The following is a 26,977-nucleotide window of genomic DNA, read 5'->3' on the forward strand; positions in this document are numbered from 1 at the left end:
TATTTAATTTATATTTGGTAGATAGTTATTGACAGCCTAATAAATACAAAGGGGTAAGTATATGAAATATGTACTAGAAACAGCTGATTTAATAAAAATTTACGAATCAAAAACCGTAGTCGATTCCATATCATTGCATATAAAAATAGGTGAAGTTTATGGTTTATTAGGTGAGAATGGTGCTGGAAAAACAACAACAATTAGAATGATTATGGGTCTATTAAAACCAACAAGTGGAGACATATATATATTTGGAAATAAGCTAGATATTAATAATCGTTCCTTTTTGGGGAATATCGGATCGATTATAGAATATCCAGGTTTTTATGGGAATTTAAGTGCTAATGATAATTTGAAAATCAGTAGTAATTACATGGGAGTTAAAGATTCTAAGGCCATCGACCGTGTTTTAAATATAGTTAATTTGCAAAACGTCCAGCATCAAAAAGTAAAGAATTTCTCTTTAGGAATGAAACAGCGATTAGGGATTGCTCGTTCGTTATTACATAATCCTGATTTATTATTATTAGATGAACCAACTAATGGCCTAGATCCAGCTGGAATTAAAGAAATAAGAGAACTACTCATTGAATTAGCTAAAGAGCATCAAAAAACAATTTTAGTATCTAGTCATATACTTAGTGAAGTACAACAATTAGCAGATAAAATTGGGATTATACACGAGGGGAAACTCTTAGAAGAAAGTTCTATGGATAAATTGGAGGATAAATTTGAAAAATATATAAGGATTAAGGTTAACAATATTAATAAATGTATTGGAATTTTAAAAGAAAATATAAAAGATTTAGATTATCGATTTTCTAATACAGATATTCTGATAAATCATTTTGAAGGAAATACTGCAGAATTAAATAAATTATTAAATTTTGCAGAAATCGATGTTTATGAAATTGTAACCGTAAAACAAACATTAGAGGATTATTTCATGCAAATAACAGGAGGGATTAATCAGTGCAATCGATAATAAAATCTGAACTTATTAAATTCAAAGGTTCTAAATTAATATATATTACTACCGCGTTGCAATTGATTCCTATATTACTTGTATTTTTTATTTACGCCGTTAATCCTAAATATTCTATTACTGAAACAGGTTGGGGCGAATATTATAAGACAATTTATATGTTTTTTAACATTATGACAGGTACTGCTATTTTTTATATTTTTGCAGGATATATATTTGCTAGAGAATATCAAGAAGGGACAAATATTATTTTATTTACAAGTCCTATTCCTAAATTAAAATTTTATTGTGGTAAATTGCTAATTGTATTTAGCTTTATTGTTTTTACAATGGTTATACTGCTCTTTCTTCCTTTCTTTTTAGGTATGTTAATTACTGATCTTCCTTTTACATATGGTTTATTTATTCAACAGCTTAAAATAGTTTCATTAATGGCGATTATGCATTTCTGTTTAATACCTATAGCGTCATTTTTTGCGATTAAGTGGAAAAGCTTTCTCTCAGTAGTCTTGTTGATGTGTATAGTTTTATTTTTGAATTTAATTTTAGTTAATGTACCTGGGAATGTATTGTATCCTTGGGTAGTACCATTAATATTCAGTCCTCATGAAGGAATCGGAAGAACTTTTATTAATTATCCTATTGGTATTTGTAGTATTTCCTTTATTTTTGTAGTAGGTTTAATATTATCAATTTATGAATATAGAAAAGTCAGATAAAGCATCCGAACAAATGGGGGGCCCGCTACATCGCCATTAACTTAAGAAATGAATTGTTCCCGAAAACGAAAAAAACGAGTTGAATTCACATAAATAACTGTAGAAAAATTAAAAATTTTGTTTAGGGGGTACTTCAAGACCTTAGCTTGATGGGCATGTGGCGGTACCCCTACATGTGAAATTAACATAACACAACTTATCGGTGGTATCCAAAAAAGCTTAGAGTTCTCATATGACTCTAAGCTTTACCTTTGTAAAAGATTATTTCCAAAACTCGTACCATTTCTTATCTTTACTTGCGGCAATCATCTTCTTAACTTCCTGGACTTCTCTTATTGTTTGCATAAGCATTTCATCACGCCCTTGGTTCTTCGCCACACCCTCGCTAGAATTTGTCGCTATAAGTCTGGGATTCCTGTATCGTTTGTATAGCGCTCAATAATTCTGATTCTCTTTGTGCAAATCGCTGGTCTTGTTCAATTAAACGTTTGCTTAATTCTTGTAATAATTCATTTTGCTTTTCAATGACCTCGTTTTGATCTTGAAGCATCGTCTGTAGCGTTGTAGCGTTGAAATCCGGTTCTTCATAGCGCTCAACTTCATGCCGCTCTAATGGCAACACTTCAACACCTTGATGCCATGATACTATTTGCTTTGTGGCGTTTTCTAATGTCATGTCTGTGTCGTTTTTCAGGTTTATGACCTTACGGAATACCATTACATCGCTTTCTCTATATTTCCTATGCCCACGTTCATTTTTAATGAAGGTATAACCCTCCTTTTCGAGTACATCAGCATACTTACGTAATGTGCTAGATTGGATATTTAATTGCTCTGCCACTTCGCCAGGACTATATAGCGTCTCACCTCAAAAATATATTCGCTATAGCAATGATATACCCTTTTTCCTAATAATTCACGTATCACTTGTTTCAAATTCTTTTTTCTATATGCAAGATTTTATGCAAAAAAAGAATAGCAAGGATCCTCTAGATCCCCGCTATATCAACGATGTATAAAATCTTGTATAAGAGATAGGCATAGAGACAAAAACCCTAGTAAAAACAAGGATTCTATGAAACGATTTGCTACCGATAATGAGACGTTATGTTAATTTTCTATGAATATCATATTTAACCAAAATTACCCTTATTGATGGTACAATTAAAGTCTTGGAGGGATATTATGGGATTTATTATGGATATTATGGGAATTATTTTATATTTTGCATTTTATTTTGGAATACTGTTTCTTATAATTGGTACTGCATTAGTTTTATTTATTATGGCTGCATTACCAAAAATCTGGAGTAAAAATCTATCATTCGTAATGATCGGTTTAGGGATAAATATACTTGCTATTCCATTGTCTTATTTTATAGGTGGGATGGCAACAGATTCTCCTGATAGTACTAGGTTAGATTTTTGGAAAGGATTTTTCTTTATTCAAAAAATACCGCTCTTTTTACTGATTTTTTTATTATTTTTAACTGTAGTGTTGTGGTTTATTCGTAAGAACAAGAAAAAAGTAAACATGTAGAATTTTAAAACGACTTCTGATAACGAAAATTATGTAAATACGAAACCCCTTCAGCAAATAAACTGAAGGGGTTTTTTCTAGATACATTGAATACAGATAAGTGGGGTTATGTAAACTTTTAATATGGTTTTTAATCTTTGGACAAGATTAAAATTGTTAAATAAAAATTATTTATACAAACTAATCCCTTATCTATAATAGATAAGGGATTAGTTTAATTTTGTTGTATGGTATAAACAAAACTGAGTGTCATGATATATGGTAACATGAATATTTATGTTTTTTTAAATTTTATTTATTCTAAATAAACAAAAAGAACTATAATAATACTAGTTCTTTTTGTTTGTAGATCCATATTTAAGTAGTAGGGTACTACATATAAATCAATACAATATTAGAAGTAAAAGGATACCAACCTTTGTACAAATTAATTATAGCATAAATTTTCAGAAAAAATATATTTATTAGTTGGTTATTTATTCCTTGTTTTATCGTTTTTTGAATGTATACTTTTGTCAGTGGTTTTGGGGAAAATGAGTAAGTTGTAATGAAGTTAATAAAACCAAAGATTTGAATGTAAACTAATATTGAAAAGTTTACATTAGAAAATAGATAAAAAAAATTTTATTCATATCATTCGCAAACATAAATATCCAATAAATACACTTAATTGCAATTATAATTATTTGAATTATAATTATATTTAGATAATAGAATAGAAAGGTCTTGATAACATGTTGGGTATTGATGTTATAAAAACAACAGAGGAACTAATTATTAAATGGCAATTAGCAAAAGTTAATATTCCATTAAATGAAATTATTGAGGTTACTGAAGATGATACTTATGCTGGTGTTGAAAAAGCTGATGCAATTCGAATTGGGACACCTTATGGTACAACTGATCGCATCTTAATTAAAACTAGAAAACAAGATTATGTACTATTTACTACTAATAAGATTTCAATTTTAAATAAAATAAATGCTTAATTATTTTATTGATTTTGTATAGATTTTTTAGATTAAAAGACGACTAATGTAAAGTCGTTTTTTGTTTTCCTCATAATAAAATGAAAGTAAACTAATATCTAAAAGTTTACTTTCGATAATAACAAAAAAGTCCCTTAATAATGCTAAAGGGACTTCGCTCACACAAATGATCTGCACATCAATTCACTTTTGATATACAGATCATTTGTATGATAATTTTTATAAATAATTGCGGAATAATGAACTTACATTACTGCTTTTAAAAGTTCTTGTACAAATGGAATGATTCCACCTACAAATTTTAAAATTGCCATTGCGATTGTCATATTATTTCCTCCTCTTTTGTTGTATTAAGGTATGATAATTTTATAAATAATTGCTAAATAATGAACTTACATTACTGCTTTTAAAAGTTCTTGTACAAATGGAATGATTCCACCTACAAATTTTAAAACTGCCATTGCGATTGTCATATTATTTCCTCCTCTTTTGTTGTATTAAGGTATGATAATTTTATAAATAATTGCTAAATAATGAACTTACATAAATGCTTTTAAAAGTTCTTGTACAAATGGAATGATTCCACCTACAAATTTTAAAACTGCCATTGCGATTGTCATATTATTCCCTCCTCTTTTGTTGTATTAAGGTATGATAATTTTATAAATAATTGCTAAATAATGAACTTACATAAATGCTTTTAAAAGTTCTTGAACTAATGGAAGTGCTGCACCTACAAATTTTAAAACTGCCATTGCGATTGCCATATTATTTCCTCCTCTTTTGTTGATGCTAAGATGTGATTTATCTTTATGTTTTCATTATAGTAAGCGCTTACATTTATAGCAATACATTTCTATATGCAATATTACATATTTATGCGTTTAGACAAAAATTAGACCTCTATTAGTCATTCCTTAATGGTATCATAGCGAGGTGAGAGTCTTTAAGGGTTCTCCTTAATAGGAGGAAACGGATATGGAAAGAGTGCAAGCGATTATTGACAGTAATCTGAAATTCAAGAGCTGGGTTAAACAGGTACTAGCTATAGGCGGAATATTAGGGTTCTGCTACTTGGTATTATATGTTTTATGTTTCTTATTTGTTATGTAAATACTATATAACTACACTAGTGGAGTCTTGCCTACAGAGGTAAGGCTCTTTTGTTTGTGGATTTGAAATAAAGTTTAATCGTTTTGAAAAAAGATTAACTGTTTATAAGTTACTATTCTCCTTTTTTTATACGTTTTATTAATCAGAGAATCACATAGTAAGGTTAACATGTGTAATTTTAATCAAACATTTTTATAAAAACCAATCTTAAATCTACTGGAAAAGAATCTATTTTGATTAATCTTTTTTCAAAATAGATTCTTCTCATTTATCGTAAAATAAGGGTTTGTAAGGTATTTTTACTCAAACTTTATTTCAAAGCTACATTAGTTTATATGGTTCTGGTGCAAAGTTTTCATTTATTCGAAAGAGGTATATAGATTCCTAATGGAATCTATTCTTATGCAGCCATTCCGAATAGTTGATGAATAAACTTTATTTCATTTTGGACAGACTTGTCCCGTAAAATAAGTGAGCCTTTTTTAATGATATGCATCGCTTCTATTCCTGAAAGAATGGATGTAGCTGTACGAAAAGACTTCAATCCTAACATTGAACGAACTCTCTTTTTAATAAAGCGATGATCTTGCTCTACAATGTTATTCAGGTATTTTACCTGCCTTATTTGGATGTCTACAGGCATTTTTTTCTCTTTCTTCAACTCTTCAATCGCTATAGGATAGGCCGATTTTTTGTCTACTGTTATCACACGGGGCTTTGAAACATGAAAAGACTGCAAAGCTTTCTTGAAAAAATGCTTTGCAGCCCTATGATCTCTTGTTTTGCTTAAATAAATATCAATTGTATTTCCTTTTGAATCAACAGCACGATATAGGTACATCCATTGACCTTTGACTTTCACATACGTCTCATCGGCTTGCCAAGAATCATTGGTTGATTTAAGATGATGTCGTACGCGCTTATCTAATTCGGGACCATTTTGATGAACCCATCGCATGATAGTTGTATGAGCAAGGGATAGCCCACGTTCTTCCATCATTTCGACTAAATCACGAAAACTGAGGTTGTACCGTAGGTACCATCTCACGGTTAATAAAATAATATCCGGTTAATAATGTTTCCACTTGAATAGATTTTGCTTTTCCATACCAATCACATCCTTTTTTAGAGTACTAGTATCAATATATCCAAGTTTAGGAGGTTACTTACAAGCGTTTTGGAGTGTTTGCACCAGAACCCATTTGTTTGACAAAATAAAAAGGAAAAACTAATTGAATAGTTTCCCCTTTTATTTTGTATTGCAGAGAATGTTATACCCTCATGCCCATCAAACTAAGCTCATGTAACGTCAATGATAAGCAAGATTGTTTCTTTTTTTCGAAAGTCTATATGTAGATGCTTTAAAGATTTTAGTTTTTTATCATCTGTTATAGTTGATATAACTAGAGTCATAATAAACCCACTGACCTGTTCCAATTCTTAACCAACCGTTCTTTTCTTCATATACTGTAACTTTTTCGCCTTTACTTGCCTTTCTAACAATAGAGTAGTTTGAACCTGCTCCGCTTCGAATATTTACTCCAATACCATTGATTTGAGCCGTTCCAATTACATTTTGAACACTACCAGTTTCAATTACTAGAAGCATGTTTAAAATGAACGATGCTGTTTCACCACGGATTGTTGTTCCTTTAGGATCGTATTGATTGCCTTCTTTACCTTTTACAATACCTAAGCCATACAATCTTTGTACGTCTTCTTTATAGTTAATTTGGTCCTTATCTAAGAATGGTAAGTTTGCAACTGGCCCCCATAGACCTTTATACTGTAAAGCCTTGTTTACAATGATTGCTGATTCTTCTCTTGTAATAGGTTTGTTTGGGTCAAAAGAACCGTCCCCTCTACCTGCAATGATACCTGCACTTGCAGTTCGTTTAATACCATCTCGTAGAGTTGGGTTTGCATCGTTTAAGTCTTTAAATGAAGCATCTCCGGCTGGCAAGTTTAGAGACTTAGAGATTAATTGAGCAAATTCGGCTCTTGTTACTGCTCTGTTAGGTGCGAAAATTCCGTTTCCTTCCCCTACCATAATACCCCTTCTATTTAATTCTCGAATAGCTGACTCATACCACCCCCCTGTAATATCGTCTGTTGGTTGAGAAAGGTTATTATAATTCCCCTTCACACCATTTACGAATGAATCCCATTGTCCATTGTTAATCATGTTAGCAGGACAGTTTTTACCACTCCATCTTTGGTGTTTTACGATATTATTTAACGGTACACCAGTTTCTTTCATTAAATAAGCTACAAGTTTCTTAGCATTATCTACTGCTTTACTATAGTTACCGTCTCTGTTAACTGCGATTTCAATTGCAATAGATTGTCTATTACCTGGACCATCACCGTCTCCTGCGTGCCACCCGTTTTCGTTTAATGGTAAGTGTTGATAAATCTCTTTATCGTCTACTGTAAAATGCCATGATGCAACTCGGTTTGTGTTCCCTACTGCTTGGTTATATAGGTATTGAGCATGGTTTTTAGCACCTGCTCCTACACTTGTATTATCAGTCTCATGAATTGTAATGTACTTTGGACTCATGTAGTTTTGAGGACGAATATTATCGTTACCTGCTGGAACAATCCATTCAGTGAATGGAACACCGTTTATTGTACTAGAGATGCTAGGTGATGCAGAAGATAGACTACGTTTTGTTCTGTTTGAATTGCTTGGAACAGTTAATGTACCCGTTTCTTCATGAATACCTTCTGAACGTTGAAGACTGTCTGCTTTCTTATTATCGATAGTACCTCCACCACGTCCGTCTACCCCTTCAAAACTAGCTTCAATACTTTTTAAAGCCTGTTCATCTGATGCTTGAAGTTGGCCTGTTTTATCTTGTTCCTGAACGCTTGTAGGTTGCTTATTGTTTACTAATTGTTGTTCCTCTGCAAACGATACCAATGGTGAAGATAATACCGTTAATCCTGCCGTGAATGCTACTAATTTTTTGTTAAATTTAATATTCATTTATAATTTGGTATATCTCACTATTTTAATAGATATACCTTCCTCCTTGTACTTCTTTTAGTGTGAATAATAGTTTAAATAATGGTAGTTTGAATCCCAAAAATAACGACTTGGTTTTTCATTTCATATAATTAACTGAAATCTATAGGTCCGCCTAGATATGTCAATATTTCAGGGTTATAACACAACACTAGGGTTCCCACATAACTAAGACCAATGAAAAGAGAATCCAACACAGGTCTCTCTTCATAATTGTTTAAATTGATATTGGGGAGTGTTTCAAACAAATATCGAAGAGAATGATAAGGACTTTAATTGTTCTCTTTTGCAGTTTCAACCACACTATACATGATGACACTCCCTCTAGTACCTTCGTAAAAATATAGTTTAAATAACATAAATAACCTTTAATATACAAAACTATAACATTTACTTTATATCCCGTTTGATTTCTATGAAATTCACAAATCTTTCAAAAGTCCTGATTACAAATAAAAAGGGACTTCAAAACACAGAAGCCATTTTTTGTGTTGGTTTGGAATAAAGCTTGATCAAAACTCAGGAGTTTTACCGTGACAGCTTTATCTAATGACGCAAAACGGTGCAACTTTTTTTGCAAACAGTTAAATTTTATTCAAAATAGTACGACCTTATTTCACAGCAACAACCATGTCATGTATCTTAGTACTTTGGAACTTCTAATATACTCTTTTTCTTCCCATCATATACTATAGCTGTTTTTGCTTTTATATTCTCATTGCCATATATGAAATCTTGGTTTGAGAAATTCACAATCACTTTCATGTCATTTCCAAATGTCGTACTTTGAACTTGCCGATCTTCAGACAATACTTCAAAATTAGTCATTGGTTTTGTTACGGCTTTCTCATGAAATGGAGACCATACTTTCAAATAAGAGGTAATGATGGATTTACTTTTCCCCCATTCATTTTTATCAATATGATATAAAGGTGGTACATTATACAACATTTCAGATAACATTCTATTTCCTATCTCATCCTTAATTCTAAAACTTCCCCATGCCCATTGGTGAGTCGTAATAATTGAATCATTATATACAAGTTTATATAACGGAATTGAATATACAGGATTATTATAAATATTTTTATAAATAGGTTTGATTGGTATGGTTTTAGCATTCGTTTCTGGAATAGCACCATCTGGTGAAGTGGATTTATATCCGCCTACATAATATGGGCTCTGTTTATCTTTCATATCAGAGTCGGGCCAAATCCCAGGCGTTTCTATTCCATGTGCAAAGGCAATTATATTACTAGCAAAGTCATTTCCACCTTCTGATCCAACTACCATATGTTTTTCTTCGCTAATATATTTCATTCTTTGTAGTCTTGCTTTTAGATCTTGTTCCTGAGTTGTAATGTGATTTGGAGAATAATCATCATAAATTTCGCCTGTAGCATCACAATCGACAAACCAAGAATTAAACGGTATATTATTTTGTAAAATATCACCTACACGCTCTTGCACACTAGGTAAGGATAAAGTTGGATTTAACTTTCTTCCTTTTCCTAAGAATCCTCCTACTTTTTCTCCTTTTTCATTCGATATTGTAGCATTTTCATATAAAGTTTTATCTTTAAAAGAAGCTGTATTCCACTCTCTACTTCCCACTTCATGAATCGAGTGGTATGAATCATAAGGAGCGATTAAATACCCCATTCTATTTGCTTCTTCTACCATTTTGGGATTCATTAATCCATTAGCCCAATTAGGTAAACCTATCCATGCTTTTTTAACATTCGATTTCTTCATATCAACTAAAACATCTGTTGTTTCTTTCTGTTCCCATCTACTTACTTCATCCAATGCCTCTGTTAACTTACTCTTAATTAATCCTTTGTTCAGTGTATAGAGTTCTTGTTCACTTAAGTTTCGGATACCTTTTTTTAACAATTTGTTTATTCCGATATCTAGATTATAAAAAATACCTTTATTATAAAGTTGTTCTAATTTTAATACCTGATTTATCGCATTAACTATTACTTTTTGCTGGCTTTTATCGATAGCTTTTTGATTCTTTATATCTTGCATAACAGTTTCAAAATCTTTTGAGCCATCTTCCGTATTTTCTTGTAACAACTGTGCAATCCAATTTGTAAATGTCTCATCCATTTTTTGTGAAAATTTATCCCACTTGATATTTTCTACTGCAATCCCACTGTGGTCCCAAAAATAAATATGAGGAGCACCATATAATTTTTTAATGTTCGGATTTGTTTTTGCTTTTTCTTCTAGTGTCTTAAATTCTCCCTGTTCTTTTATATAATTTTTATAAATATTGGCCATCGAGACAGGGTTTTTATCAGTTAGATACAATCTGAATCCATATTCTTTATTCTTATTAATAGAAGGATATTGATGTGTAAAACTAAACTTTATATCGGAATCAGCAGTGAAATGAATATTATCGTTATACATTTTTTCAGCTATATACATAATGGAATAATTAGATTTATTCAATGCAAAGAATCTCATAGAAAAACTTTCTATGAATGACATCTCTTGATCTTTTAAATATTCTTTCCAGTTTGGATCATTGCTAGGTATATTTTTTCCTTCCCATAATGGTAACGTATAGCTGTCCGCACTTACTTTAGGCCATGTAAATTCATTAGCTCCTTCAGACTTAGTAGATTTTAACTTAATATTTAAATAAGACTCTTTCTTTTCAATCTTCACATCTATTTGGTCATCTGGATAACTCCATGATATACAATCATCTTTTTTTATTAGATTTGTTATTTTTTTCTTCGATAGTGGTAAGGAAGCACTTTCTCTTACACCATCTTTTTCCACAAAAATTTCACCAGTTTCAGGATTCACATCAAAGGTGAAATTTTTGTATTGAGAAACCACGTTTTGTCCCTTTGTTGTAAAATCCTTTTGTTGCGCATAACTCAGGGATGGTAATGTAAGACACATTGAACTCATCAAAATTGGAATGACCAGCTTGTTCATTTTTTTATTCATACTTATAAACCTCCTTTTTTGTAATTCTATCCTACAAATACATTGTGACAGGAATGTGACAAAATGGTGAGTGGCCAAAAAAAAACGAATTCTTGCCGTGCCTCTATTTGAAATTGTCACATTTCTGTAACAACAGTGATTTATTTTATAATAGGAAACTATCATGGAAAGAAGGGGAATTTATGAAAAAAATGGTTCTGGTGCAAAAACTTCGGGAAAATTGCAATAAATCTATAAATCTTGGACATACTGATACTATTACTCTAGAAAAGGTGCGTGATCAGTATGGAAAAGGAGAATTTGTTTAAATGGAAGCATTATCAGCCCGAACTAATCTTATTAACAGTAAGGTGGTACCTGCGGTACAATTTGAGCTTCCGTAACCTGATGGAAATGATGGAGGAAAGAGGATTATCAATTGCTCACACAACGATTATGCGCTGCGTTCATCAATATGGACCCCAATTAGAAGAGAAAGTACGACATCATCTTAAATCAACAAATGACTCGTGGAGAGTCGATGAAACCTATATTAAAGTAAAAGGTCAATGGATGTACTTATATCGTGCGGTTGATTCAGAGGGCAATACAATTGATTTTTATCTAAGTAAATCAAGAGATAAACAAGCAGCCAAGCGCTTTTTCAAGAAAGCCTTGGCTTTTTCGTATGTTTCTAAGCCTCGCGTGATAACAGTAGATAAGAACCCTGCCTATCCTGTAGCGATTCAAGAGTTGAAAGAAGAGAAACATATGCCTGAAGGCATACAACTAAGGCAAGCTAAATATCTCAATAATATAGTGGAACAAGATCATCGTTTTATTAAGAAACGTGTGCGTTCTATGTTGGGATTCAAATCATTTAAAACAGCAACCTCTATATTGAGTGGTGTTGAAGCCATACATATGATAAAAAAGGGACAGATTAATTTACCGAATCAGTCTGTCCAAAATCAAAAAGAGTTCATTCATCAAGTGTTTGGACTTATAGCATAAAATACGATTCCGTTAGGAATCTACTATTATTCGTGTCCTTCTTCAAATATTTGCACCAGAACCCATCCAGTATGTATTACATAGCAATTGTAGAAATGGCTTGTTTATAGACTAGTTGTTACTTACTATAAATTGTGTCTAAACGTACAATTTTCTTTTTTGATATGGTGCCCCTATATAATTTCAAAAGGATTATTTTGTTAAAAAAATTCATTTTAATTTATAACCACTGTCTTTTTCTTATATTTTCCATTAAAATTTAATAGAAATATTTCGATAACAAAGGAGCAACCTATGAAGCATAATATAAATCTATGGTCCTTTATTTTTTCATTCGTTTGCATTGCTTTTTTTTTATATCTTGAAGTATGCACACCTGAAATGAATGCATCTTTTATAAACGTCGTTTATTTTCACCCTTTATTTTTTGTACTCATTTTTTCAATAGGAACTTTTTTTGCTGGTATGAAAGGATTCTCTAAAGTAGATAATTGGATTTCAATGCTTAGAAGCATAGTAACAGTTCTACTAACACTTTTATTATCAGTGTTTTTAACACTAACTTTGATTGTGGGCTATGCATTAAGTTAAACGTATTTCTTCACGATTGAACTACCCCCACTTTCACTTCGTTTAGAAGAGGGGGATTCCTAAGTAAAGAGTTCTATTGAACTCTAATTTATTAGGCTATCTCCACAGTCCTTGCGGTTAGAAGCCTTATTGCTTCATTCTTTAGATTGATACTTGCGTTAATATCCCTATCATGGTGTGTACGACAAGAAGGGCAGTCCCATTTACGTAGGTTTAGATTTTTAACGTCTTTGTTTTGATATCCACAACAAGAACATAATTGGCTTGAAGCAAATGTTTTCGATACGACAATGATTTGTTTGCCGTACCATTTCGCTTTATATTCCAACATGGTTCGAAACTGTGACCATGATACCTCACTAATTGCTTTTGCTAACTTATGATTCTTTAACATATTAGATACTTGCAAATCTTCTATACCAATAACATCGTGGTTTTTGATGATTTCAGTTGAGATTTTGTCCAAGTAATCTTTTCTAGCATTTGCCATGTATTCATGAATTCTAGCTACCTTTATTCGTTGTTTATTCCAGCGAGAAGATCCTTTCATTCTTCTAGAAAGAACACGCTGTGCTTTTACCAACTTCTCTTCTAACGATCGAAAAAACTTCGGATTTTTATAGATTGTTCCATCTGACAAAATGGCGAAATCTTTTAGTCCCACATCCATTCCAATGTAAGAATTTGTTTTCGGAAGTTCTTGCACTTCTGTTTCAACTAACAATGACACAAAGTATCTGCCAGAAGTGTTTCGTCTAACTGTAGCATTTAAAATACGTCCCTTTACTTCACGACTTTTGGCAAATCGAACAAGACCTAGTTTAGGCAATTTCATTTTATTTCCTATAACGGCAATGTTTTCATTTGTTTGTTTTGTGGTATAAGATTGTACGTTGTTCTTCTTAGATTTGAAACGCGGGGCATTGTTTTGTTTTTTGAAAAGGCGTGTATAAGCATCCGCAAGGTTGCGAACAGACGACTGAATCGCAATACTATCCACTTCTTTTAGCCAAACAAACCCTTTCTTCATGGCAGGAAGTTTGGCAGAGCATGTACCATATGTCAAACCTTTTCCTGTTTCTTTGTATGCATGATCCCATAGAGATAGGAATTGATTGAATACAAAACGAGAACAGCCAATCGTTTTATTGATTAGGATCGCTTGTGCTTTATTTGGATAGATACGAAATTTATATGCTTTATTGATCATCATTCGTTTCACCTCTATTTCGATATGTGTCTATTATATAACAAACATACATTCGATAGGTAGTGAAGTAACAGTTTATGTATGTCGAACAATTAAGATGGCTTCCTGCCATCCCTTGTCCGAAGACAATTCATCTCCCACCTACCCACTTCGCGTTCCTTGAGGAAGGAGTCTTCTTGGCTAACATGATAAAACTCGATATTCCGTCAATACTGTAGATAGCCTAGTTGGAACAAGACCTCCATTAGGTGAGCAGTTAGTTTTTGCTAGCTGCTCTTGTTTTCTGCAATTGGTTACATTTACCTGATGTTTTTAACTTAATATTACGTTACAATATAAAAGAATAAAATATATTGAGCTGTTATACCATTCATTACCCTAGGAAACTAGGGTTTTTTTTTCTACCAAATGAAATTTTTATTAAAACGATAATTCTTTATTTCTCAATATAAAGACTCTATAATTTCCACTAACAATCATGTAATATATAAGCAAAGAGTAAGGTAAGAGTTACTCTTTGCCATTTTAGGAGAGGATTTGCTATACATAGCAGGTCCTCTTTTGTATAAAATGATAATAAAATTATTTAATTTTAAAAACTCAAACAAGCATAACCCCGTTCTAAAGTTAGGACGGGATTGGGGTACAGCCGAGATACGTGTAATTTTGAGTCATATGCTTACTTTTATTTCTAAATATAATCAAAACAGGGGTTTTTCTATGATTTTTAAACCTATTATCATACACCCTAATCACGCAATTAAAACGAAGTATTTTCAATAGCTAACTAATGGATGATTAGGGTTAATCCATAATAGACAAATTACTTAATAAAAATAGACGAAACAATATTTATAAGCTCTACAAGTATTATCTAGGGGTATCGTCACATTGCTATCAAGCTAAAAATTTATAGTACCCCCAGAACGAAATTTTGTGCTAACTTATAACAAAAAAGCTCATTTTTTCGTATTGGTGGTGCTTCAAAATAATAGTTTAGTGACAATGCATTAGAAAAGGTGTTTTAAAGATATAAATCTTCAAAACACCTTTTTATTATTTCAACATTGAAAGCATTATATTTTCCAGTTCCGCTTTGTTTACATTCCTATCAAACACTGCTTTTCCTGGATTGTCTAAACTCTGATTAATAATAACAATTTGGTACGCACTATTTTTCCCTTTTGCAGGAACAATCATCTTCATACCTTGTAAATTACTATCCGAATGATGAGTAGAGTAAAATATTTGATTCCCTTCTAATTCGTACTGTTCTATATTTTCAGGCAAAATAAATTGGTGGCTAAATGGGTCTTTGCTTTCCCCAAAAACTTGCGATTGATAAATTGTATAATTTCCTTTTCCGTTCGTATATTCTAATTCAATATCTAATTCTGGCTTTATCTTAAGATAATAACTCACCTTTTCGTCTTTTTGGGTATATCCTTTAATTGTATAAGTTGGCCTCTTAATTTGGAAATCAACATGTTGCTGCGCTTCTTCAACTGTATATGTTAAATACTTCCCTACCTTATCCTCATAAGGAGTAGATTTATTATGAATTTCTTTTAATTTTTCACGATCTTCTGTACTTAAGCGCTCTTCTTTCACTTCTTTTATATCCCCTTGAAAATTTTCGGGTAAGTTTAATTTTAGGGGTATTTTGTTTTGTTAGCTTGATAGCGATGGGGTAGCGCCACACATCCATCAACTTAAGGATTTAGACTATTTTTGAAGTTAAAAGCACGTTACTATTTTCTTATGTTAATGAGAAAGAGTGACGTGCTTTTTATGAATATGCACCAAAAACAAGAGTTATCTTTATTTGCCGAAGAGCTATATCGATATATGTCTCCCGCTACACTTAATCAAGTAGCTATAGAAGCAGGCGGAATGAAACGAAAACGCAAGTGCCACGGGCACCATTTCTTATCTTTGTGTGTATGGTTAAATCAACAAATCGCTACTACCTCTCTTACTCAACTTTGTAGTCAATTAGAAACTTCAACAGGAATTTTATTAAGTCCGGAGGGACTTAATCGACGATTTAATTCGGATTCTGTAGCCTTCTTTCGCACTGTATTTACTACACTTCTACAAGCTAAAATTGGAGGAGTATCTAAGAGGTTCTGTTGCAAAGTTTTCTAAATGAAGCTACACTCTAGAAAAAAAGAATGAGGAGAATCACAAGTGCGATATTTTAAAGGGAAACAGTTCAAGAAAGATATTATTTTAGTAGCCGTTGGCTATTACTGTCGTTTTTCTTTAAGCTATCGCGGTGTATCTGAGATCCTACAAGAACGAGGGGTTTCCGTTCACCCTACAACAATCATGCGTTGGGTGCATGAATATGGCAATCTAATTTATCAAATTTGGAAAAAGAAAAACAAAACTGCACACCATGCTTGGCATTTAGATGAAACGTACATCAAAGTTAAAGGGGCTTGGTGCTATCTTTATCGTGCAATTGATGGAGATGGGTATACCTTGGATCTCCAACTTCGTAGAACACGCGATCATCAAGCGGCTTGCATATTTATGAAGCGATTAGTCAAAACTTTTGGAGAACCAACGGTTCTCACAACAGACAAGAATCCGACCTTGCTTTGTGCATTCAAAAAATTGAAAAAGAACGGCTTTTATGTGCGTACAAAACATTGTACCGTCAAGCATCTCAATAACTTAATTGAACAGGATCATCGACATGTCAAGCGGCGCTTTGCCAAATCTTTTGGATTCCAAAAGATTCGTCATGCTTCACGTACCATAAAAGGCATCGAAACTATTCATGCCCCATATAAACAAAAACTTTGCAACAGAGCTGCCCGCAATATTCTCCATCTTTTTATGTCTTCGGAAACTTTGCAAAAGAACCGATAAGAGTATAAGCAACCTCAATGTTCTTTATGTAAAAAAATAAAAAACAGATAGAATTCAATATGTTCTTTGAATTCTATCTGTTTTTTGAATGGCCCCAAAAAGAAATAATCGTTGCCGTGCCCCTTTTACCTAATGACTAATATTAGCACTTGGGTATAATGTCGTTCCTCCAATTGAAACTTTTATTTCATTTGTCAATGGAACATTTTGTTCATTAATAATTGTTCTCCACCATTCCCATGCAAGACCTGTACATTCTCTCGCTACGACTTTTACATTTTTTGAATTCGGTGGAAGGGGTATAACTGTAGAGTAATGAGCCGTTTTGTCTTGGCCGTTCCCTTCCCAAGTTTTATGGGTTAGTACTTCTTTTCCATTTTGATCATATGAGAATTCATCCCAAGATACATCAAATTGAGCAACATATGCACCGTAATGATCAAGCGTCATTTTAGCACTTGAATATTCTGTAGTTGTAGTCTCAATATAGTCTGTATTGTTATGAACAGCAGCCGTTGCGTTATCTTTTAAGAAAGTGCTTGTATATGAAATTGGGTATGCCGGATTTTTAGAACTTAATTCTGCATTATCTTTAATGACATTTCGGATTTCATTAAAATCTTTTGAAACAACCTTGTTATGCTCTTTTGCATCTCCGCCTAATACTACAGCGGTAAAGGTACTGTCTTCAAAAATATCTTTGTACTGTCCACTCGCTTCAACGCCTTGCCCCTTAATTAAGGCTTTAAAGGCAGCTTGTACATCTTTGCTCTTAGATGATGTTTCTAATTTCACATAAACTGTTCTACCATAAGCTACATTTGACACCATAACAGGCGGAGCCGCATTACTTACCCCTTTACGAGTTAGCTCATCAAAAGTAACGCTATTATCAAAAAGATCTGATGGATTGTTAGGTAGTTCTGCACTTACGGTATAAAAGATTTGCTTATATGCCGCAACCATCACTTTTTTCTCTCCATCTGCAATCGCTTTAAAATCAATGTTCAGTGAATTGTCAAGATATTTAGCGTTAACATTAAGAGCACTTGCTATTTGAGATTTACTATACACCATAGATTCTGTATACTGCATTCTTGCAGGTAACGTATGTGTTTTTGAATATTTTTCATTCCAAGTAGATACTAATTCATCTACTGCTCCAGACACATTACCATATGTAGGATTTTGAACAGTAATTGTATTGTCTTTTCTCATGCCAGGTAAGTCTATACTAATATTCAAAGGTTTTCTCTTAGCTACTAACAAACTAGGTTGATTATCTGCAAAAGCTTTATTTGCAAGTTGTATTGCTCCTGGATAAGTACGATTAGCCACAGAATCAATAATTGAAATATCCACCGGCGAAGTTGTAAGTGATTTTTTCTCGCGTTCCACTACTACAAATTTACCATTTGAATTTGTACTTTCTTTCGGAACAAAACTCTCTACTTTATCACCATTTACTGCTAAAACCTCTTGATTATTATACTTAAGATTTCCTATGCCAGTATCAATGCCACTAGCATTTTTTGTTGCATCAGCTGAATTACTTGTTTTTGTTTCAGCGAAGGAAATAGATGAATAATTAATAGTGCATAAGCCAATTGATAAACATGCTAATAATTTGATTCCTTTAACACTTTTTATAATTTTCAAAAAATTCAACCCCTTCCTTTTTTCGTATTAAGGTATGATAATTATTTATACATAATTGCTAAATAGGGAACTTATATAAACGCTTTTAAAAGTTCTTGAACTAATGGAAGTGCTCCACCTATAAATTTTAAAATTGCCATTGCGATTGTCATATTATTTCCTCCTCTTTTGTCGTTGCTAAGATGTGATTTATCTTTATGCTTTCATTATAGTAAGTATTTATATATGTATCAATACATTCTGATATGCAATATTACATCTTAAAACCATGTTTTATGCTGTTATAATAGAATAGGTAAATTCTACAGCATTTTTCGATGAACTAAACAGCTAATGAACATGAAATTTCTCGTAAATAAAAAAGGAAGAGAATTATAAAAATTCTCTTCCTTTTTTATGTTTTGTGATGTGTTCATAAACATAATGCATCTATATTTATAGAAAATACATAACAGCTATAGAAAAATTCAAATTCTATCTATTTACACACGTACTGCTGTACCGCTTACCGCAACCATTAACATTCCGTCACGAACCACTTCGTAGTCTACATCGATACCAACAATTGCATTTGCTCCTTTTTGCGTTGCAAGTTGTTTCATTTCTTCCATCGCAATGTCACGAGCTTCTTTTAATTTACTTTCATAAGCACCAGAACGGCCACCTACAACGTCACGAACAGAAGCGAAGATGTCGCGTACGATATTTGCACCCATAATTGCTTCACCGTTTACGATGTCCGCATACTCAATAATTTCTTTACCCTGAATAGTATTAGTTGTTGTTACGATCATTGCTGACACACTCCTATAATCTCTAAAAATTTATTTTCGTTTTTTATAATCTTATTATTCATTTATACTTGAATCGTCTTTTTTGTATGTGAAATTTTCCCTTAACGTACAATATTTTTTTGTCGTTTCGAGCTAAATATAGCATACATACAACAAGGGAATGCAGTACATATCAGCATACAAGCATTCCCTTTTTATTTTTATGTTTTTACTTTACATTTTATGTCCCCACTGGTCAAAGTGATAATCTTTACCGTCGATTTTAAACCAACCGTCTGAATAAAGTGAACCATCTTCTCTAGCACAATACCAAAGGTATCCGTATGCAAGAGGCCAAGGTCTATATCCCCCACCAACTTGGAACCATCCTGTTTTAGCTGCCCCATTCTCATCGAAGTAATAATATTTATTATCGATAGTTTGCCAGCCCGTTTGTGCTACACCGTTATTGTCAAAGTGGTATAGCTTACCATCGATTTTTTCAAACCCTGCTCGGTTAACTGATCCGTCTTCATGGAAATAATATCTTTTTCCGTCAATGTTTTCATGAGCATTGAACGTATAATTGCGACCATTTGTGAAGTAGTATCTTTTACCATCTATCATTTTCCAACCGGTATAGAAAGGTCCATCTTCTAAACTATAATATTCCACTATTTTCTCTCTTTTGTTGATACCTGTTTTAAAAATTGAACCGTCGTTATTAAATGTTAATGTTTTGTTGTCAAACGGAACATTAACAACGCTGTTTATAACTTCTCCCTTTAGATTAGAAACTCTCTCAAGCACACCTTTATCGGAAAAGTGAAGGATGACATCTCGATCTTCTATACGTATTTCCTGTTTATTTATATTGTAATTTTGAAAATAATAAATTTTACCATCTATATCTTTCAAGCCTTCTTTAACGAATACTCCATCAGCATCGGAATAGTTCTCTCCTCTCCAGGTTGATCGTTGTAAAACACCGTCATCATTAAAGTGGTAGTACTTATCCTCAATCTGTGAATCACTTCCACTTCCAGTAACCATGTAGCCATAAGGCGATGAGAAATAATAAGTCTTCCCCTTAATTTCTTGCCAACCTGTCATGAGAACTCCATCAGCATCTGCAAAAGAATACGCATTATCTCGATTTACCCAACTGTTCTTTATCACGTTTCCAGAGGAATCCTTTGCACGATATTTAGTAGGGTCCTTTTCATCAGTTATAATCTCTATTGTGTCATACTTCTGTCTCTCATTTTCTTTACCCGGATACCACTCTATTAACCAATTGTTAATTTCATTGTTACTTTTTGCAAAACGAAGTTCAGAACTGAAACTCCAATCAGAACCGAATTGTTGGATGTAAGAATTCCCAGACAAACGTACGCCATTTTTATTTATTAAATGGAACTGGAATTGACCTTGGTGATTATTTCCTGTCTGAACGAGTTCAAATACTTCATCGTCACCAAGTGAATCGGAATATCGAAGATCTTTTTCTTCTTTTCCTGAAAGGTATTTTGAACCTGTTTTTACGATTACTTTATTCGTTCCTTTTTTATAAGGGATAATTTGATAGGGTTTACCATGATTTAGGTTAGTGAATTCTATATCAATAGATGTTTCTAGGACGTTAGTACGCTCCGCCAATACATCAGATAATCGATCATAAAAATCTACACGAGCTTTAGGCTCATTATTAACATAGTTGTCAAGGACATCTTTAGATACTGGCTTTGAAGTCAATGTTATCAATCGTTTTTGCTCATCTGATAATTTATTTGCTATCTGATCAAATAGGTAATCTGAATTTCTAGCAATCACCGTCCAATCGCCAAAGGAGTCACCGGAATATTTTTTGTAAAGTGGACCAAGAAATCTTGGGTTTTTACCAGATGCTTTTTCTACAAATGCATGTTGGCCTTGATTTATCACAACTCCGGTCTTTCCTTCGTCTAATTGTGCTTGTGTAATGTAAAGAAGATCGTGTTCTGAGACATTTGCTCCATTAGGGTTTAAATCTATAATTGCACCTGCTTCAGTAATTTTAAGCTGCTGCCCAGATCTTAGTTGATGAATTTCAATTCTTCCATTTGGATAGCGTACTTTAACTGGTTTAAGAAAATTCAAATCACCTTTTGTATGATACATGGAAATATTAAATTCCCCAGATGTAAAACTAGGAGCCTGGTAAGTTTCGTTTTCTGCATATACATCAATGTGAGTGCCTGGGTCTGGACTCTCTGGGGTTATTCCAAGTGCTTCATAAGTGTTTGCTACAGCACCTAATACAGTAATAGTTATATCTACTACCGCACCTATCCCTGCGCTAGCCTTATTTTCTGCAATAGGAGCGACAGAAAAAAGAATACCTAATGCCGCTGCAGTAGGAATTACTTTCTTTCCAATTCCAATTGTTTTAAATTTTTTCTTCATTTTTGTTGTCCTCTCTTAGTAAGATTTAGCCTAGATTGCTTACATTTAATACTGTTAAAAACAAACATATAAATACCGTCGTATATTGATTTAAAATATAAAATCAATATTTATAAATTCATCTTAGTTTAAAAACCTTTCAAATTTCTTTCAAAAATGTTACAAAAGTCTTTCATTAATATCGTATAAAATTCTGAACTTTTCACGATAGTCTGTATGGTTCTGTTGCAAAGTTTGAAAAAAGCATAAACAGGTTGGTAAATGAGGAACAAGGTTTAGGAAGTAGCTAGTAATTGTTGAAGTTCATTGTACGTTGAAAAGGCAGAGTCTCTTTGCAGACTTCGCCTTTGTTTATATAGGGCATGAATGGTCTCGATACCTTTTATAGTACGTGAAGCATGACGAAGGTTTTGGAATCCAGAAGATTTGACAAAGTGCAGTTTTACATGTCGATGATCCTGTTCAATCAGGTTATTGAGATGCTTGATGGTACAATATTTTGTACTCGCATAAAAGCCGTTCTTTTTCAGTTTTTTGAACGCACAAAGCAAGGCTCGAGCCTTGTCTGTAGTAAGAACCGTTGGTTCACCAAAAGCTTTGACAAGTCGCTTCATGAACATATAGGCTGCTTGATGATCACGTGTTTTTCGAAGTTGGAAATCAAGCGTATGTCCATCGCTATCAATGGCACGATATAGATAGCACCACTCACCTTTCACCTTGATGTATGTCTCATCTAAATGCCAAGCATGGTGGGGAGTTGTGTTTTTCTCTTTCCAGACTTGATAGATCAGACTTCCATATTCATGAACCCAATGCATGATTGTCGTAGGGTGAACGGAAATTCCTCGTTCTTGTAGAATCTCAGATATATCGCGATAGCTTAAAGAAAAACGACAGTTGTAGCCCACAGCTACCAAAATAATATCTTTCTTAAACTTTTTCCCTTTAAAATATCGTATTTGTGATTCCCCTTACTCTTTTTTTCTAGACTTTAGTCTCATTTAGAAAACTTTGCAACAGAACCGTTTACACACTTTTGGAATGCGATAATAGTTAGAAAACATTGATAATATTGAGTTTTATCCTCTGTTCATAAATATATTTTTTATGAAAAAATGTCTCTTAACGTACAAAAGATGATCAAAATGTATCCGAATTATGTCTAAACGTACAATTTTCTTTTTTGATATGGTGAGGCCTACTAGTATCAGTACAGTACGTCCAAGTTTTGGAGTGTTTGCACTAGAACCCTATTCTTCTTCTAAAATAGCGTAATAATACTCATCCCACCATTCATTTCCATGTGGTATACACTTCCTGAAATAGCCTTCTCTTCTCATTCCAATCTTCTCCATCACTCGATATGATGGGGTATTTTGTGGCTGACATGTAGCTATAATTCTATGTAATTTCATTTCCTTAAACCCATATTTCAATATAGCTTGTGCTGCTTCAGAAGCATATCCTTTATTGAAATATTTAGGATTGAACACCCAACCAATCTCATAAGTATGTTCACCAAAATATTCATGAAAAACAATATGACCAATCAGGATATTTTCATCTATTAATACCACAGGAAAGTTCTTAGCATTTTTACCAATGTTTTCATTCACAAAGTTCCTTGTATCTTCTTCAGTAAAAACCCCTTCGGGTATGTATTTCATGACATTGATATCTGATGTATACTCATGGACAGATTGCCAATCTTTGAACTCAAATTTTCGTATTAATAATCTTTCTGCTTTTACAAACATTTACTTTTCCCCCTCAAAAAATCGTAACTTTATTTCAAATCAACATTTAACCGGAAAAACAAAAAGAACTTGTAGGATGTAGGCATCTCTACAGGTTCTTTTTAGATTAAGGTGAAAAGACATATATTTATAAACAATAGTAATTTATATAAAAAAATTGAATGTCTAGTTATGTTCACCTATAAACTATAAAAACAGGTATTTGTTAATTATTTCTATTTTTGTTTATTTTGTTACCCTTTATAATAAATAAGACGCTAAACCAATCACAACAGCGACTAATACAGTAATTCCTATATACATGTTATAACCTTATCAAATGTCCTTTTTGTCAATTAATGTGTAATTTCTATATAATAAAGAAAAACCACCCGTTTTGGATGCTTTTAAATCTTTTCTATAATATAAACTAATGTCTTTTTTGATGGTGCATGATAAGAGTAACTTTGATTATTATGAACATATATTTCGTATTTACCCATCACTTTAAATCTTTCAGTTTCAGATTCACCGAACTTTGTTACAGAGTCGCATAAAATAGTTAAATCTTTTCTATTATTGCATAACAAATTAGAAATTTGTTTTTCGGTATATATTCCCCCTACCGCTAATTCTTTCAACATCTCTTCATATTGCATAATTTCTCCACCTTCCCAATCTATTCATTCAACAGAAAACATAATTACCCTTTTATTCAAATGAACAAAAAGCCATCGCCGAAGTGACGGCTCTAAAGAGGATGGGAGAAACAAAGAATCTTCCTAGTCCCTTTTCTAATCGTTCTAACGCATCAACACACTCATTAGCTACGGTAGCTAATTCCTTAATGTTTTCGTTAGCTTCTTTTTTATTTATATCAACTTTCACTGAAACTACATTCCATTTCTTTTTAATACATATGCGAGTAGCAATTTCCTAGCGAAGTCATTTGATTGGCGGGACCCCAAATTGACTAAAGTTCTTTTTTATTTTGTAATTAAATCCCAGAGTGGCCCCTCATACCCAGAATTGTTTCCGTACCCCCATTAGAAAAAAGGAGCATATGCTAAAACATGCTCTTACACTCTTATACAAATGATTTATTTTATTAACTTATATCATGCTTTCACACCAAACAACAAACGTAAAAAGTGCTTTAGATTTATTCTTTAGGAGATTGTTATTTTATAAGTTCTTCGATGTTATTACTTTTTTTGATTGTTTCTGATGATAGCCAGAGTGAATAACTTGTTCCATCCTTGTTCCTTAAAAATATGTTAAATTCCTTATTATATAGTTCTTCTTTAAGAATAGTGACTACCTTTCTCAAATCCTCTATTACATATGAATCATTTCTATATTTTATCTCACTGTCATTGAAAACTAAAGTCAATTTATACTCTAGACAATTGCCGTCTTTCGGGTGTGAACAAGTAATATCTTCAATTCCAAAACGATCATTTTGAATTTCATTTAACCTTTCGCCTACTTTTGTTTCAGTTTGAATCAAATATGTCCAATAACCCCATACGGTGTTTTTCATTGTTAAGAGCAGTTCTTCTTTCGTTATAACTTTTTGCACATTATTGAAAGGTAAACCTATAGATTCTCCATTATGATCATTAATATCAAGTTCTGTTATCTTTCTATTACTCTTCTGAATGAGTTGAAATAGAGCATATAAACGATCTAATTCTGTTGATTCAAATTGACTATAATCAATCTTGTTACTCGATTTTAAAGTTAATAACAACTTATCAGTGGGTTTTCCTCCTGTATTATCATCATCCAAAATATATTGAAGAACATTTTCATTTTCAGATTCCTCGTAACCTAACTTTTTAATTTCTTCTAGAATTGGTTTGAATTTCTTATATTCCTCATATGTGTTTTTTCCATATTGGTATTCGTCACCTTTTATTTTTGAATATAAGAAACCATCTACCTCTACTCTAAATTGAATATTTTTGTTGTTTTTTACTTGAACAGTATGGTATGTATGTCCCATATTCCCTTCATGCATAGCGCCCCAATCTGTTACAACAACATCCATTCCATGTTTTTCTTTTATATATTTTTTAACCTGATCTTCATTAGTATTAACACAGCCACTCAAAAATAAGAAACACAACACTAACAACATTACATTTTTCATTCTTTTCATATAGCCCTTTATACCCCTTCCTTACGTAAGAAACGTTCCCTGGTTGAATACTGTATAAAAAATTTAAAGATAAAGCAATCTTTTGAATAGTGTGCTTCATTAGTATGGTATTCTTATTTCGTTATATCTTTGTAAAACCATTTTGAAAAAAGATTAATCAAAATGGTTTCTTTTTGTTTGGTTGAACACTTCATTTTGTAAAAAAAGTTTGATTAAAAATTATATAGAAGTCTCATTTTTATATACACAAAATATTTTATACTTTACGCTCTTTAAAAAAGTTAGACGCAATGAAACAAGCTATTCCAGCAATAAGAACACTATATGATAATACTTTATTTGTATTTTCAAACTGTATAATATCTGTAATCACATTAAGCATAATTAGTCCCCAAACAAATAAGACCGGACCGAAAAAAAGTAATACTTTTCCTAATAATGAACGTTTTCTCATAATCTCCCACCTTTCCCATATATATAAATTCTATCATAATTTTAATTGTTAATTCCTAGTTTTGGGGATAATTTTCCAAGTGATGATTAGATTATTTCAGTTCATCTTTTTTATAAACGGTTAAACTTTCTTCAAAACGGTATGACTTTTTTATAAACATTACAACTTTGTTTTAAATTGATAGTCACAACTGATGCTTTGTAATAAAGCTTGATTAAAAGCATCTTAAAACACGTATTTTATAGCAAATTAAAATGATTCATCTTGAATAAAGTTTAATCAAAATGAATCATTTTCTTTTTTGATAAATTTTCAGTTTTATAAAGAAGTTTGATCAAAACGCATTTAGAATTCTTTAATTGAAGAGATAAAGCATCGCATCTTTCTTAGAAACGTCGCAACTTTATTCAAAACTTCGCGTCTTTCTTACAAACATCGTAACTTTATTTCAAATCTACAATAAGAACGAATTTTTTTATAGCGACCGTGTTTATAAAAGAAGATCTTTTTAAACTACTATTATATAGATTAGTATATTGGGTTCTGGTGCAAAAATAAAACAAAAGAGAATAAAGCATATATATTCCTAACGGAATCGCATCTTATGTTGCAAGTCCAAACAATTGATGGATGAATTCTTTTTGATTTTGGACAGACTGGTTCCGTAAAGCAATCTGTTCTTTTTTAATCATATGCATGGCTTCTACTCCAGAAAGAATG

General features: G+C 32.3%; 22 protein-coding genes and 4 pseudogenes. 10 read left to right on the forward strand and 16 right to left on the reverse strand.

Annotated elements, in window-relative coordinates; translation table 11 throughout:
* The first annotated feature begins 61 nt into the window (after positions 1 to 61).
* Together Q3V31_RS28620 and Q3V31_RS28625 are read left to right on the forward strand one after the other, a co-directional pair.
* A complete protein-coding gene (locus tag Q3V31_RS28620) occupies positions 62 to 985 on the forward strand; it encodes an ATP-binding cassette domain-containing protein (RefSeq protein ID WP_329767571.1) in 924 nt (307 codons plus the stop codon).
* Positions 973 to 1,704, forward strand: a complete 732-nt coding sequence (locus Q3V31_RS28625) for an ABC transporter permease (protein WP_097872520.1) — start codon at positions 973 to 975, stop codon at positions 1,702 to 1,704. Before Q3V31_RS28620 ends, Q3V31_RS28625 begins: the two co-directional genes overlap by 13 nt.
* A gap of 261 nt (positions 1,705 to 1,965) precedes the next feature.
* Here the strand turns inward: Q3V31_RS28625 and Q3V31_RS28630 are convergent.
* A pseudogene (locus tag Q3V31_RS28630) lies at positions 1,966 to 2,545 on the reverse strand (DUF3967 domain-containing protein).
* Positions 2,546 to 2,910: 365 nt separating this feature from the next.
* On the opposite strand from Q3V31_RS28630, the gene Q3V31_RS28635 reads away from it, so the two are divergent.
* The 3 genes from Q3V31_RS28635 to Q3V31_RS28645 all read left to right on the forward strand — a co-directional run bounded on the left by Q3V31_RS28635 (position 2,911) and on the right by Q3V31_RS28645 (position 5,345).
* A complete protein-coding gene (locus Q3V31_RS28635; RefSeq protein ID WP_139266020.1) occupies positions 2,911 to 3,243 on the forward strand; it encodes a hypothetical protein in 333 nt (110 codons plus the stop codon).
* 734 nt (positions 3,244 to 3,977) lie between these two features.
* Positions 3,978 to 4,232 (forward strand): SunI/YnzG family protein, encoded by a 255-nt coding sequence (locus Q3V31_RS28640; RefSeq protein ID WP_000900579.1) that lies wholly within the window; start codon positions 3,978 to 3,980, stop codon positions 4,230 to 4,232.
* Between the two features lie 978 nt (positions 4,233 to 5,210).
* Entirely contained in the window at positions 5,211 to 5,345 is a 135-nt protein-coding gene (locus tag Q3V31_RS28645) for a hypothetical protein (RefSeq protein ID WP_000442758.1), read from the forward strand.
* Between the two features lie 400 nt (positions 5,346 to 5,745).
* On the opposite strand, the gene Q3V31_RS28650 is transcribed toward Q3V31_RS28645, so the two are convergent.
* From Q3V31_RS28650 to Q3V31_RS28660, 3 genes are all read right to left on the reverse strand, one after another.
* Positions 5,746 to 6,408 (reverse strand): IS6 family transposase, encoded by a 663-nt coding sequence (locus Q3V31_RS28650; RefSeq protein WP_240514184.1) that lies wholly within the window; start codon positions 6,406 to 6,408, stop codon positions 5,746 to 5,748.
* A 318-nt stretch (positions 6,409 to 6,726) separates the two neighbouring features.
* A complete protein-coding gene (locus tag Q3V31_RS28655) occupies positions 6,727 to 8,337 on the reverse strand; it encodes an S-layer homology domain-containing protein (protein ID WP_097872642.1) in 1,611 nt (536 codons plus the stop codon).
* 681 nt (positions 8,338 to 9,018) lie between these two features.
* Positions 9,019 to 11,349: a glycoside hydrolase gene (locus tag Q3V31_RS28660; protein ID WP_097872643.1), complete on the reverse strand. Its 2,331-nt coding sequence runs from the start codon at positions 11,347 to 11,349 to the stop codon at positions 9,019 to 9,021.
* A gap of 182 nt (positions 11,350 to 11,531) precedes the next feature.
* Between Q3V31_RS28660 and Q3V31_RS28665 the strand changes: the two genes are divergently transcribed.
* The 3 genes from Q3V31_RS28665 (at position 11,532) to Q3V31_RS28675 (ending at position 12,933) form a co-directional block, all read left to right on the forward strand.
* Complete coding sequence (locus Q3V31_RS28665) at positions 11,532 to 11,657, forward strand: hypothetical protein (RefSeq protein WP_255290673.1); 126 nt, start codon at positions 11,532 to 11,534, stop codon at positions 11,655 to 11,657.
* A complete protein-coding gene (locus Q3V31_RS28670) occupies positions 11,635 to 12,342 on the forward strand; it encodes an IS6 family transposase (RefSeq protein WP_329767572.1) in 708 nt (235 codons plus the stop codon). Before Q3V31_RS28665 ends, Q3V31_RS28670 begins: the two co-directional genes overlap by 23 nt.
* Positions 12,343 to 12,636: 294 nt before the next feature.
* Entirely contained in the window at positions 12,637 to 12,933 is a 297-nt protein-coding gene (locus Q3V31_RS28675) for a hypothetical protein (protein WP_000682211.1), read from the forward strand.
* 91 nt (positions 12,934 to 13,024) lie between these two features.
* Here Q3V31_RS28675 and tnpB read toward each other — a convergent pair whose 3' ends face one another.
* Entirely contained in the window at positions 13,025 to 14,146 is a 1,122-nt protein-coding gene (tnpB, locus tag Q3V31_RS28680) for an IS200/IS605 family element RNA-guided endonuclease TnpB (RefSeq protein WP_329767573.1), read from the reverse strand.
* A gap of 1,053 nt (positions 14,147 to 15,199) precedes the next feature.
* Positions 15,200 to 15,799, reverse strand: a pseudogene (locus Q3V31_RS28685) (M56 family metallopeptidase); the annotation flags it as partial.
* Positions 15,800 to 15,934: 135 nt separating this feature from the next.
* Here Q3V31_RS28685 and Q3V31_RS28690 point away from each other — a divergent pair.
* Both Q3V31_RS28690 and Q3V31_RS28695 read left to right on the forward strand, forming a co-directional pair.
* Positions 15,935 to 16,264 (forward strand): annotated as a pseudogene (locus tag Q3V31_RS28690) (IS4 family transposase); the annotation flags it as partial.
* 69 nt (positions 16,265 to 16,333) lie between these two features.
* On the forward strand, positions 16,334 to 17,023 hold the full coding sequence (locus tag Q3V31_RS28695; protein WP_329767574.1) for an IS6 family transposase: 690 nt from the start codon (positions 16,334 to 16,336) through the stop codon (positions 17,021 to 17,023).
* A gap of 129 nt (positions 17,024 to 17,152) precedes the next feature.
* On the opposite strand, the gene Q3V31_RS28700 is transcribed toward Q3V31_RS28695, so the two are convergent.
* From Q3V31_RS28700 to Q3V31_RS28745, 10 genes and pseudogenes are all read right to left on the reverse strand, one after another.
* Complete coding sequence (locus Q3V31_RS28700) at positions 17,153 to 18,691, reverse strand: thiol-activated cytolysin family protein (protein ID WP_097872523.1); 1,539 nt, start codon at positions 18,689 to 18,691, stop codon at positions 17,153 to 17,155.
* Between the two features lie 473 nt (positions 18,692 to 19,164).
* Positions 19,165 to 19,476, reverse strand: coding sequence for a heavy metal-binding domain-containing protein (locus tag Q3V31_RS28705; protein WP_097872522.1), 312 nt, complete (start codon positions 19,474 to 19,476; stop codon positions 19,165 to 19,167).
* A 213-nt stretch (positions 19,477 to 19,689) separates the two neighbouring features.
* Positions 19,690 to 21,900 carry an N-acetylmuramoyl-L-alanine amidase family protein gene (locus tag Q3V31_RS28710; protein ID WP_098426091.1) on the reverse strand — a complete coding sequence of 737 codons (2,211 nt, stop codon included), beginning with the start codon at positions 21,898 to 21,900 and terminating at the stop codon, positions 19,690 to 19,692.
* A 275-nt stretch (positions 21,901 to 22,175) separates the two neighbouring features.
* The gene (locus Q3V31_RS28715) at positions 22,176 to 22,862 is read right to left on the reverse strand and encodes an IS6 family transposase (RefSeq protein ID WP_097872037.1); all 687 of its coding nucleotides are present in this window, start codon (positions 22,860 to 22,862) and stop codon (positions 22,176 to 22,178) included.
* A gap of 291 nt (positions 22,863 to 23,153) precedes the next feature.
* Positions 23,154 to 23,660, reverse strand: coding sequence for a GNAT family N-acetyltransferase (locus Q3V31_RS28720; protein ID WP_097810585.1), 507 nt, complete (start codon positions 23,658 to 23,660; stop codon positions 23,154 to 23,156).
* A gap of 386 nt (positions 23,661 to 24,046) precedes the next feature.
* Positions 24,047 to 24,298: a hypothetical protein gene (locus Q3V31_RS28725; protein ID WP_097872039.1), complete on the reverse strand. Its 252-nt coding sequence runs from the start codon at positions 24,296 to 24,298 to the stop codon at positions 24,047 to 24,049.
* Positions 24,299 to 24,350: 52 nt separating this feature from the next.
* Complete coding sequence (locus tag Q3V31_RS28730) at positions 24,351 to 24,527, reverse strand: hypothetical protein (RefSeq protein ID WP_170959287.1); 177 nt, start codon at positions 24,525 to 24,527, stop codon at positions 24,351 to 24,353.
* A 292-nt stretch (positions 24,528 to 24,819) separates the two neighbouring features.
* Positions 24,820 to 25,803 (reverse strand): hypothetical protein, encoded by a 984-nt coding sequence (locus Q3V31_RS28735; protein WP_097872041.1) that lies wholly within the window; start codon positions 25,801 to 25,803, stop codon positions 24,820 to 24,822.
* A 256-nt stretch (positions 25,804 to 26,059) separates the two neighbouring features.
* Positions 26,060 to 26,257, reverse strand: a complete 198-nt coding sequence (locus Q3V31_RS28740; RefSeq protein WP_097810582.1) for a hypothetical protein — start codon at positions 26,255 to 26,257, stop codon at positions 26,060 to 26,062.
* 602 nt (positions 26,258 to 26,859) lie between these two features.
* Positions 26,860 to 26,977, reverse strand: a pseudogene (locus tag Q3V31_RS28745) (IS6 family transposase); the annotation flags it as partial.

Source organism: Bacillus nitratireducens, from assembly GCF_036320425.1.
Taxonomy (GTDB): Bacteria; Bacillota; Bacilli; order Bacillales; family Bacillaceae_G; genus Bacillus_A; species Bacillus_A nitratireducens.